Here is an 11,324-nt window from a genome sequence, read left to right on the forward strand (position 1 = left end):
TACACTGCTTTAATAACTGGATTCATTTAGCTTGGTTTTTCCACGGTAAGTCCAATATATCAGAGTTGTATAAGCAATTACAAAAGGCATTCCCCAAATAGCAACAAAAAACATTGTTCGTAAAGTGTATTGACTACTTGATCCGTTATAGATATCAAGGTTATTTAAAGGGTCTATTGAAGAAATAATCATGTTTGGAAATATACCAAGCGCAAAAAGCATTATTAATGCACCCATTGTACAGGCAGAACTTAAAAAAGCACTGATATATTTATCTTTGCTTAGCATCCGGGGAATATTCATAATACTCAGGATATTAAGAAGAACGACAGTCCAGGCTATGATTGAGATAGCAAATTGATGTTCTTCGATTAGTTCATGTTTAGTCCCGGGTAATTCAACATTTCCAAAACTAAAGTTTGCAATCATTTCTGGCTTTTCAAATAAAGTAAGAGCAGTTAAAGGGATAAATAGAATGACAAATAACCCGAAAGCTTTATATGCTAACTTTTTAATTTGCAATTGGAGCTTACCTTCAGTTTTAATTGTTAAGTATATCGCTCCATGCATTGCAAACATTACAACATTAAATATTCCGGTTAAAAATGTATATGGTGTGATTAAGTCAAGAAATGAACCAACATAAATCTTTTCCTGATCTAGCGCCATTCCAATTATAATGTTTCCAATTGCAATACCGAAAAGTAATGCAGCAACAACTGAACCGGCACTAAAAGCTATATCCCAATTCTTGCGCCATCTTTTACTTTCTTCTTTACTTCGAAATTCAATGCTGACTGCCCTGAATATCAGAGCAATTAAAAGAAGCATAAAAGGTAGATAAAAGCCTGAAAATGCTGTGGCATATACTTCAGGAAATGCAGCAAATAATGCTCCACCAGCTGTTATTAACCATACTTCATTACCATCCCAGACCGGGCCGATAGAGTTTAATAAAATTCTTCTGTCATGATCTCCCTTTGAAAATAGATAAAGAATACCAACACCAAGATCAAATCCATCGAGAATAGCATATCCCATTAATAAGACTCCGACAATTACATACCAGATAACATTAAAATCCATGGCTTATAAATTTGAAATGGTTTCAGCAATATTTTCTTCACTTTGGTAACCTGCTTCCGGAGAATGATGGTCTTCAGGCCCATGTTTTATTTCTTTATCAAGGACATATAACCAGACAAAGAACAAAAGAATGTAAACGATAAAAAAGAGTACCAAAGAGATGATTACTTCTTCAGCCGACACAGATTTTGAAAGTCCATCTCTGGTTCGTAATAGCCCCTGGACAATCCACGGTTGGCGACCCCTTTCAGCTGAAACCCACCCGAACTGGTTTGCAATTACTGGCAGGATGACACTAATCATAAATATTTTCAACATCAGTCTATTTGTAAATAGTCTCTTCCGGAAATAAAGTACCCAGCTGAACAATGTCAGAGCAATAAAAAGCATTCCTAGGCCAACCATTATATGATAAGACTGAAAAACCATTGCTGTTGGTGGCCAGTCTTCTTCCGGAATGGTGTTTAACCCTTTAACTTCAGCATTAACATCACCATGGATCAAAAAGCTCAACATACCAGGAATTTTAATACCATAGGTCTTCTTTGTATCCGGATCGGTATAACCAACAATGTACAGCGGGGCGTTAGTTTGAGATTCATAAAGGCCTTCGTAAGCTGCAAGTTTTGCAGGTTGGTATTCTGCAACTACTTTGCCATGTTCATGACCAATAACTAATTGCGACAGAGAGGCAATGGTAGCAATAATAAGAGCAATAGTTAAAGACCGTTTGGCAAATTCAACGTATTTATTTTTTAACAGATAGTAGGCTGAAACACTAATTACAAGAAAGCTACCTTGGATAAAAGCTCCAACTAAGACATGACTAAACCTAACCATAGCTGATGGGTTAAAAACCATTAACCAGAAATCGGTTATTACTGCTCTCATTTGACCATTAAACTCAACTAATTCATAAGCTACTGGGGTTTGTTGCCAGCTATTTGCAACCACAATCCAGAATGCTGACATCATTGACCCAAGAGATACCATGATCGTTGAAAATAAATGGACTCCAGGTTTCACCCTGTTCCAACCAAAAAGTAGTATTGCCAAAAAGCCTGATTCAAGAAAGAATGCAAATATCCCTTCTGCGGCTAATGGAGAGCCAAAAATATCACCAACAAACCTGGAATATTGTGCCCAGTTTGTTCCAAACTCAAATTCCATTACAATTCCGGAAGCCACGCCGACTGAAAAATTTGCAGCAAAAATCTTTATCCAGAATCTGGTTATTTTTTCATAGACTTTGTCTCTGGTTATTATATACTTAGATTCAAAGATTACCAGCAACAGCCCCACTCCTATACTAAATGGAGGGAAGATATAATGGAACATTATTGTGAAGGCAAATTGCAACCGGGATAAAAATTCTACGTCAGAAAACATATTGGTTATTTATGATAGATTTTAAATGTGCCCAAAATAAAAAACAGGCCTAAGCCTGCTTTCATCCATTTATTTATAGATAGATTAAATAATTCGATATGATCGACGGGTAGCCTGTTAAATATTGCGAAGATTGTTGAACAACATATCACCAAAAGAAACAATTTTTTATGGCTACCTGAGTTTCTCATAATCCTTATTTTGAATACTCAATTTAGCTATCAATAATTCATTTTCACCATATTATTTTATAAAAAATATTTAGATCAGAGCTGATTTTTTTTCATTTAGTTTCTTTAAATCCGGGATTACAATTTTGAAAGTAGCGCCACCACCTGACGTATCTAATACCTTGATATCACCTTTTATTTTATCTATCAAAAGTTTTACAATTGACAAGCCCAAACCTGTTGAGCTTTCTCCTGCCGTAGGTGTTGCAGATAATCTTTTGAATTTTTGAAAGATCAGCTTTTTATCATCTTCAGAAAAGCCCTGTCCATGATCCGCAATGGTTAATTCAATATCATCATTACCATGAAGGTAAATATCTATCTGAGAATTTTTTGGCGAAAATTTGATAGCATTGCTTAATATGTTATCAATAATTCTCCTGATATATGCCCTGTCAGAATTGAACAAATTTAGTTTACTATCAATGGCATAATTTAGGTCAATATTTTTAGAAGAAGCCTCACTCTGATATTCTGAAACCTTTTCTACAATTAGGGCTAATGGATCAAATGTGTCTATATTTACAGAGTCAGTGTTAGCTTCCAGGTTATTCAAAAAGCAAAGTTCTTCAATTAGATTTCTCCCCTGTTCTGTGATGCTCTGAATTCTTGAAATGATATCTTTTTGATCTTCATTTAATTCTGTGTAGTTCAAAATATCATTCAAGCCTTTAATTTTATTTAATGGAGATTTAAGGTCGTGAGCAACTATAGCCATCAGACTTTCTAATTCCTCATTCTGTGCCTGAACCTTTTTATTCTTTATAATTAACTGGTCATGCTGATTCGTAATCTTGTGGTTGGATTTGATCAATGCATTATTCATTTTCTCAATTTCTGATTTTTGTCTGGCAATTAACCTGTTTTTTCTATGCACAACATAGCTGATAATTATAAAAGAGAATAGAATAATCGACAATCCAATTATATAAATATTTCTTGAGTTAATCTTTTGTTTACTAAGTTCTTCCTCTGCTTTTAAAGCATTTAGCTGTTCTCCATGAATCTTGTTCTGGAAAATGGCCTCATTCATTGCCATTTCCTCAGTTTTTTTTGCCGAAAGTAAGCTGTCACTTAATAAACTATATTTTTTGTAATTACTTAGTGCTTCTGTAGTATTGTTAAGGGCTTCATGAACTCTGGTTAATTCTTGATAGGTATCCATCATTTTTTCAGGGTCATTTAAAACCTGATATCTGGTCAGTACCTCATTAAACTGTTCAAGTGCTTTTTTGTATTTTCCTGTTTTGTAATTAATAACTGCTAGCTCATACAAATTTTGAGCTATTCTGTATTTATCATTTGATTCAATTGACCAATTGAGTGATTCAGTTATTAGTTTTTCAGCTTTTTCATATTTTCCATCTGCAGATAATATTGAGCCTAAATTGTGAATGGTACCATATTTTATGTATTCATATTCAACGTTTGTCTGTCTAAAAACAGAATCTAACAGAACATAAGCCTCAGAAGTATTACCCAAAAATTTATGCATTATGGCAAGGTTATTTGCTGAAATTAGATATTGAATATCACTACCTGTTTTAGATGATAATTCATAATTCAACAGATAATACTTCAATGCATTCTCATAAAATCCTGCTCTTTTATAAAAAATTCCCAATGAATTATATCCATTTATCATTCTTGTAGTATCATTCTCTAAGACAACAGTGCCAAGTGCATCTAGTAGAGTGTCAGTTGCCATTTTAAATTGCCCCAACCTGTCATAAACAATACTTTTTAATCTTTTAAGCTCAAACCTTTGCTTATAATTTCGAGAAAGTTTTTCAAGTGCTAACCCTTCATCATAATAATTAATTGCTTCATTAAATTTTGTATCATATTGAGATAAATAGCCTAATTCTATTTTAAACTCAATTATGAAAAAAGTGTCTTTATTCACCTTCGCCAATGAATCGCCAAGAAATGCTAAGTTATATTGTTCCTCAGAGGTTGCCCCCTGGTAGGTTCGTAACTCATCAATAATTGATTGAAGTGAATCCTCGGATATAAATCTATCTTCAGATTTTTGACCTATTATCGCATGGCTTGATAAGGATAAGATCAAAAGTATAAATAGAATATTATGTTTTAAAAACATTGGTCGAAAGATAAATGAAGCTGAAATATAATAGAATTTAAGTTTATGACATAAAAAAAGCCGGTAATCATTTACCGGCTTTAAAGTATTTTAACTTAAGATTAATTAATTCCGTAAAGCACTTTTGCTCTACTTTCATAACTATCTCCTTCCATCCAATATGGAGTGTAATCTGAATTTGCAATCATTGCTGCAGTACCTACAAATGTTTTCCAGTATTTAGCCAGGTAGTTGTAGTTTAAAGAACTAGCCTCGTCAGCAGGATTGTGATAATATCTGAATATTTCCTGATTAAAACTCTTCATTCCAGGAGCCATATTAATACATGGCACTCCTTTTCTGGCAAATGAAGCATTGTCAGATCTATCGAATAAGTTTTGTTCCGGAGCAGGATCGTCACCAACTTCAATGCCAAAAGCATTTGCTGAATTGTATATGTAATTTTTGATATTCGTACGATTCAAACCAATAATAGTCACTTTGGTTGTATCGTTATACCCAGCTCCATCAGCATTTAAATTAAATACTGTTTTATTTAACGGAACAACAGGGTGGTCAGCATACCAAATACTTCCAAGCAATCCCATTTCTTCTGCAGTAAATGCAATTAAAAGGACAGATCTTTTTGGAGGGTATTTAGAGAAGTATTTTGCAGCATTCATGATTCCTGCAACACCAAGTGCATTATCTCTTGCTCCATTATAAATTGAATCCCCCTCAATTGCTCTTCCTATCCCCAAATGATCATAATGAGCAGAAACTACAACATACTGATCTTTTAGAGAAGGATCTGTCCCTTCGATTTTACCAATAAGGTTATAAGCATTAATTGATTTGGAATTGCTATAAACTTTTATCGACGCATTAGAATCAACCCCTTGTTTTAATTCAGACATCATCGCATGCATTGTATTATTATCATAGTTTAACCATGCATAAGGGAAATTTTCATTTCCATTATCTAATACAATTTGCTTTTTGTTTAGGTTTCTGATGATAATCGGCCAAGGAACAACTTCTGATTTATACAATTCAATTAATCCTATACCACCATGTTTTTTAACAAGTTCAATTTTTTTACTACTTGCTTCAAGCATGGCCATAGGATGCTGTTTATCTTCTGATCCAGCCCATGAAAGTACTATTTTGCCACTAATTTCAATGGCTTCTATTTCTTTTTCTGAACCATAACCTACGAAGGCAATTCCTGAATTATAAGTCCCATTTCCTGAAAAGTATAATAATTGCTCACCTTGGGTGTACGTAGATTCATCAATTTGGAAAACTGATAACGTATCACCAGGATTTGATTCTTTTAAACCAACAGCTTGCTTAAAAGTGTTGTCATCTCCCATTGGTTTAACACCAAGTGATTTCCAATAAGATGTAATCATGTTAGCTGCAGAATCAATACCTGCACTACCTGTACCTCTACCACCAAAATCATCTGAAGCCAGTTTGTATATCCATTCTTCTGATTGCTTTTCAGATACTGTAGAGTTAACTGACTTTGCAATTTGGTCGGCTACTTCTGTTTGAGCAAAACCAGAGACAGTTAATAATAAAAAAATACAGATCAGTTTATATCGGTTATTCATACTTATTTATTTGTTTTTTTCCTTTGACCAGCTGTCTTTTAATGTTACAGTCCTATTAAATATAAGATTGCCTTCGCTTGAATCAGGATCTACACAGAAATATCCCAGACGTTCAAATTGAACTGTAGTGCCAGGCTTCAAGTCTTTTACAGATGGCTCTATTTTAGCACCTTTAATAGTATTTAAACTATCAGGATTTAAAAATTCCTTAAAGTCTTTTTCTTTATCGTTAGCAGGAGCTTCAACTTTAAATAATCGGTCATATTGATTAACAGTGATGTCTAATGCACTTGGTGCATGAACCCACCCTAATGTTCCTTTAGGTTTTAACCCACTAGTATCTTGTCCTGATTTACTATTTACATGATAAGTACAATAAATCTCTTCAATCTCGCCGGTTTCCTCGTTCTTTTTATAGTCATCACATGTAATTATGTAAGCATATTTCAGTCTAACATCTCTTCCAGGGCCAAGTCTGAAGAATTTTCTTGGAGGATCTTCCATAAAGTCTTCTCTGTCAATGTAAATTTCTCTACCAAATGGCAGAAGTCTTTTTCCAGCAGAGTCATCTTCAGGGTTATTAATAGCTGGAAGCTCTTCTGTTTCTCCTTCAGGATAATTCGTGATGATTACCTTTACAGGGTTCAAAACTCCCATTACTCTATTGGCCTTTTTGTTTAGATCTTCTCTAACACTATGCTCAAGCAGAGCAATATCTATAATGCCATCTCTTTTTGCAACTCCAATTGTTTCACAGAAATTCCGAATAGCTTCAGGTGTATAACCTCTCCTTCTCATACCACTAATTGTTGGCATACGTGGATCGTCCCATCCGGAAACATAATCACCTTCTACCAGTTCGAGAAGCTTACGCTTACTCATTACTGTATAATTAAGGTTTAATCGAGCAAACTCTATTTGTTGTGGATGGAATACTTCAAGTTCCTCAAGTATCCAGTCGTACAAAGGCCTGTGAACTTCAAATTCTAAAGTACACAAACTATGTGTAATACCTTCAATGCTATCAGAAAGACAATGTGCAAAGTCATACATTGGGTAAATTGACCAGGTGTCACCAGTTCTATGATGATGAACCTTACGAATTCTGTATAAAGCAGGATCGCGCATATGCATATTCGGACTAGACATATCGATCTTTGCTCGAAGAATCTTTTCACCATCTTTGAAGTCACCATTTTTCATACCTTCGAATAAGGCAAGGTTTTCTTCCAAAGATCTGTTGCGGTAAGGGCTTTCTTTACCAGGAACTGTTGGAGTACCTCTGGTTTCTGCAATTTCTTCCACAGACTGGTCATCAACATATGCTTTTCCCTTTTTAATTAGCTGAACAGCATAGTCATATAATTGATCAAAATAATCAGAAGCATAAAACTCACGATCTTCCCAGTCGAACCCTAACCATTTTACATCAGCCCTTATAGCATCAACATACTCTGTTGACTCTTTTAAAGGGTTAGTATCGTCAAATCGTAAATTGGTTTTTCCCTGGTAATCTTTTGCAACACCGAAGTTCAGACATATCGATTTTGCATGACCAATATGCAGGTAACCATTTGGCTCAGGTGGAAATCGGGTATGGACTTTATTATCGTACCTTCCGGTCGAATTATCGTGATTTATCCTTTGCTCAATAAAGTTGAGTGACTTTTTTTTCTTATCTCCCTCGTTTGTAGACATAAATGCAAATATTTCTTGACTGATAACTGTGCGAAAATACGCATAGCTTATTAAAAAGGAGATAAAATTATGCTAAATTTTGAAATGGAAGGGATTAAAAAAAACAAAGGTTTTCCGATAGGGGAAAACCTTTAAAGTCATTGTGGTGGTATTCCACTTATCCAATCACTTCTTTCCCCTCTGTTTTCTTCTCGATCTTAATGTCCTGAACTTTTTCAACAGGTGCATTAGTATCTGCATAGGTTGGACAAGTATAATAACCGCATGAGGTTAACCCAAATGAAATTAAAAGTGAAAGCGCAAAAATCTTTTTCATAAAAAATTAATTAGGTTTAAAAAGTAATAGTCAAAGCAAGTATATCCTTCTTTCCTCATGCACAATTACTGGTACAAAGAAACCTGTAAATGAAATGACCCACCAGCCTCTTTATAGAATTACCTTACATTAGTACAATAATCCGGCATACGCAAAAAAGAGCATTGAGGGTATCTGTTTGAACAATTAAATTTTTATAGATATGACTTTTCCTGTAGTGAACAGTAATAAACTTATTTGGGTAAAAAAAATGATTAAAAAATATGTTTTATTATTACACCAAGGGTTACCAGACTAATTACTAAAACGGCTTATACTTTGGTTTCTCCTCTCCTTCTTTTACAAAGATTAAAGCTGCCGAGTTAATGCAATATCTTAATCCTGTTGGCGCTGGCCCATCATTAAATACATGTCCCAAATGGCTTCCTGATCTGGCGTCAAGCACTTCAATTCGATGCATACCATGACTCAAGTCTTCTCTGTAAACCACAGCATCTTCATGTATTGGTTTAGTAAATGAAGGCCAACCGCAGCCACTGTCAAATTTATCTGAAGAATCAAATAAAGGATCTAAAGTTGCAGCGCTGTAATAGATTCCCTTTTCAACTGTTGTTTCATACTCTCCGGTATAAGGCCTTTCTGTTCCTGCCTGTCTACATATAAAATATCTTGTTGGGCCCAATCTTTCATGCCATTCATTATCATCAATGGTGATTTCAAATTTATGATCCCTTTCAATAAAATTCATTTTAACTTTTTCCATGTCCAAATAACTTATTTTGTTAGCGTATTGTTGCAATATTGTTAATATCCGACCGCATTAATTAATAATATATTGTTCTAAAACGTTTGCGTAAAATTTTCATTTGTTCTTTAATAAAAAAGCACTTTTATTATTACTATCTTGTATCAGTCATAATATAATTTACTTATAAATACCCAGCCAATCAATGAAAAATTACCAGGGACAAAGCCGTGTCATCATTGAATCAGTTTCTCCTGAAATAAACAATGGCCAGTTTTATGCTAAGGCAATTGAAGATAAGAAGTTTAGAGTGGAATGTGACTTATTTGGTGACGGACACGATGTAGTTAATGGAGCATTACTTTATAAACCATCTAATTCAAAAACGTGGAAGGAAATTCCGCTTAATCATATAATTAATGATAGATGGTATGCAGAATTCATTCCAAAGAAACAGGGCATATATAATTTTAAAATAGAAGGATGGGTAGATCATCAATTAAATTGGCGATACGAATTAAAGAGGAAAGTTGATGCCGGACAAATTGTAGATGTTGAGCTTCTTGATGGGATTAAATACTTGAAAGACCTGTTAAAAAGGGTGTCGAAATCAGAGAAAACATATCTTCTTTCAGGAGTTGATTTATTCGAAAAAGGAAGTATCAAAGAAACGATTGACTATGCCTTAGGAAATAAATTGATTGGTATTTTTAACAAATATCCGAGAAAGGATTTTAAAACAACCTATGACAATGATTTAACTGTATACGTAGATCGTAAAAAGGCATTATTTAGTTCCTGGTATGAATTTTTCCCAAGGTCTGCCGGTAATGAATCAGGAAAGCACGGTACTTTTAAAGATTGTATTGAAAGGCTTCCATATGTTGCCGAATTAGGATTTGATGTTCTCTACTTCCCTCCTGTGCACCCTATAGGAATGCCACACCGTAAAGGGAAAAATAATACAGTCGTAGCTAAGCCGGATGATGTTGGTAGTCCCTGGGCTATTGGCGGTGAAAATGGTGGCCATAAAGTGATTCATCCCGACTTAGGCACATTTGAAGATTTTAAAAGCCTGATTAATCATGCCAAAGAGCTTGGTATTGAGGTTGCGATGGATTATGCTTTACAATGTGCACCGGATCATCCCTATGTTAAAGAGCATCCGGACTGGTTTAAATGGAGAGCTGATGGTACGGTTCAATATGCTGAAAATCCACCAAAAAAGTATCAAGATATACTACCCATAAACTTTGAGACTAAAGATTGGAAGAACTTATGGAAAGAACTTCATTCAATCCTTGAATTCTGGATAGAAGCTGGTGTAACTATTTTTCGTGTGGATAATCCACATACCAAGCCATATAAATTCTGGCATTGGGTTATTTATGAAGTCAAAGCAAATCATCCTGACATAATTTTTCTTTCAGAGGCATTTACAAGACCAAAGGTTATGCATGAACTGGCTAAGGTCGGGTTTACCCAATCTTATTCATATTATACATGGAGAAATAGCCGGCATGAAATTGAGGAATATATGGATGAACTGGTTAATGGTGATGGGAAATATTATTTCAGACCGAATTTTTGGCCAAATACTCCGGATATAAACCCCTATTCCTTACAAAATGGTCATCCGGCCATGTTTATGTCAAGGTTTTTTATGGCTGCTACATTGTCTTCAAATTATGGAATTTACGGTCCCGTATTTGAAAATATGATTTTTGAAGCCTTTCCAGGTAAAGAAGAATATATGAATTCCGAAAAATATGAATTGAAGAACTGGAGCTGGGAAATTGATACAAAGCTAAAACACATTATAAAGAAGGTAAATGAATTAAGAAAAATTCATCCGGCCTTACAGGACACATATAATTACAAGGCTTGTAATATAGATAATGAGCAGATTATTGCTTATTATAAGGAATCTGAAGATAAAAAGGATCAATTATTAATGGTAGTTAATCTTGACCCTCATTACACTCAGTCTGGTTGGTTGCAATTACCTCTTGATTTATTGGAAGAAAAGGCCGGTCATCATTTCACCGTTACTGATCTGCTTTCAGAGAATTCTTATTTATGGGATAAGGAATGGAATTTCGTAGAGCTAAATCCTGCATCAATTCCTTTTCATTTGTTTAAAATAACTCATTAAAAC

Annotated in this window: 8 protein-coding genes; 1 reads left to right on the plus strand and 7 read right to left on the minus strand. The window is 34.5% G+C overall.

All coding sequences use genetic code 11. From position 1 onward, the window contains the following. Positions 1-9 precede the first annotated feature (9 nt). The 7 genes from cydB to msrB all read right to left on the minus strand — a co-directional run bounded on the left by cydB (position 10) and on the right by msrB (position 9,184). Positions 10-1,086 carry a cytochrome d ubiquinol oxidase subunit II gene (gene cydB, locus HH304_RS07095; RefSeq protein WP_169679553.1) on the minus strand — a complete coding sequence of 359 codons (1,077 nt, stop codon included), beginning with the start codon at positions 1,084-1,086 and terminating at the stop codon, positions 10-12. A 3-nt stretch (positions 1,087-1,089) separates the two neighbouring features. Beyond that, positions 1,090-2,424: a cytochrome ubiquinol oxidase subunit I gene (locus tag HH304_RS07100; protein WP_408631353.1), complete on the minus strand. Its 1,335-nt coding sequence runs from the start codon at positions 2,422-2,424 to the stop codon at positions 1,090-1,092. A 312-nt stretch (positions 2,425-2,736) separates the two neighbouring features. After that, the gene (locus HH304_RS07105) at positions 2,737-4,809 is read right to left on the minus strand and encodes a tetratricopeptide repeat-containing sensor histidine kinase (RefSeq protein ID WP_169679557.1); all 2,073 of its coding nucleotides are present in this window, start codon (positions 4,807-4,809) and stop codon (positions 2,737-2,739) included. Between the two features lie 101 nt (positions 4,810-4,910). Then, the gene (locus HH304_RS07110; protein ID WP_169679559.1) at positions 4,911-6,407 is read right to left on the minus strand and encodes a M28 family peptidase; all 1,497 of its coding nucleotides are present in this window, start codon (positions 6,405-6,407) and stop codon (positions 4,911-4,913) included. A gap of 6 nt (positions 6,408-6,413) precedes the next feature. Next, positions 6,414-8,105 carry a glutamine--tRNA ligase/YqeY domain fusion protein gene (locus HH304_RS07115; protein WP_169679561.1) on the minus strand — a complete coding sequence of 564 codons (1,692 nt, stop codon included), beginning with the start codon at positions 8,103-8,105 and terminating at the stop codon, positions 6,414-6,416. A 157-nt stretch (positions 8,106-8,262) separates the two neighbouring features. Then, complete coding sequence (locus tag HH304_RS07120) at positions 8,263-8,421, minus strand: hypothetical protein (RefSeq protein ID WP_169679563.1); 159 nt, start codon at positions 8,419-8,421, stop codon at positions 8,263-8,265. Positions 8,422-8,722: 301 nt separating this feature from the next. Further along, positions 8,723-9,184: a peptide-methionine (R)-S-oxide reductase MsrB gene (gene msrB / locus HH304_RS07125; protein ID WP_271711537.1), complete on the minus strand. Its 462-nt coding sequence runs from the start codon at positions 9,182-9,184 to the stop codon at positions 8,723-8,725. Between the two features lie 187 nt (positions 9,185-9,371). On the opposite strand from msrB, the gene HH304_RS07130 reads away from it, so the two are divergent. After that, positions 9,372-11,321: an alpha-1,4-glucan--maltose-1-phosphate maltosyltransferase gene (locus HH304_RS07130; protein ID WP_169679565.1), complete on the plus strand. Its 1,950-nt coding sequence runs from the start codon at positions 9,372-9,374 to the stop codon at positions 11,319-11,321. Positions 11,322-11,324 lie beyond the last annotated feature (3 nt).

Source organism: Marinigracilibium pacificum (genome assembly GCF_012926615.1).
GTDB lineage: Bacteria > Bacteroidota > Bacteroidia > Cytophagales > Cyclobacteriaceae > Mangrovivirga > Mangrovivirga pacifica.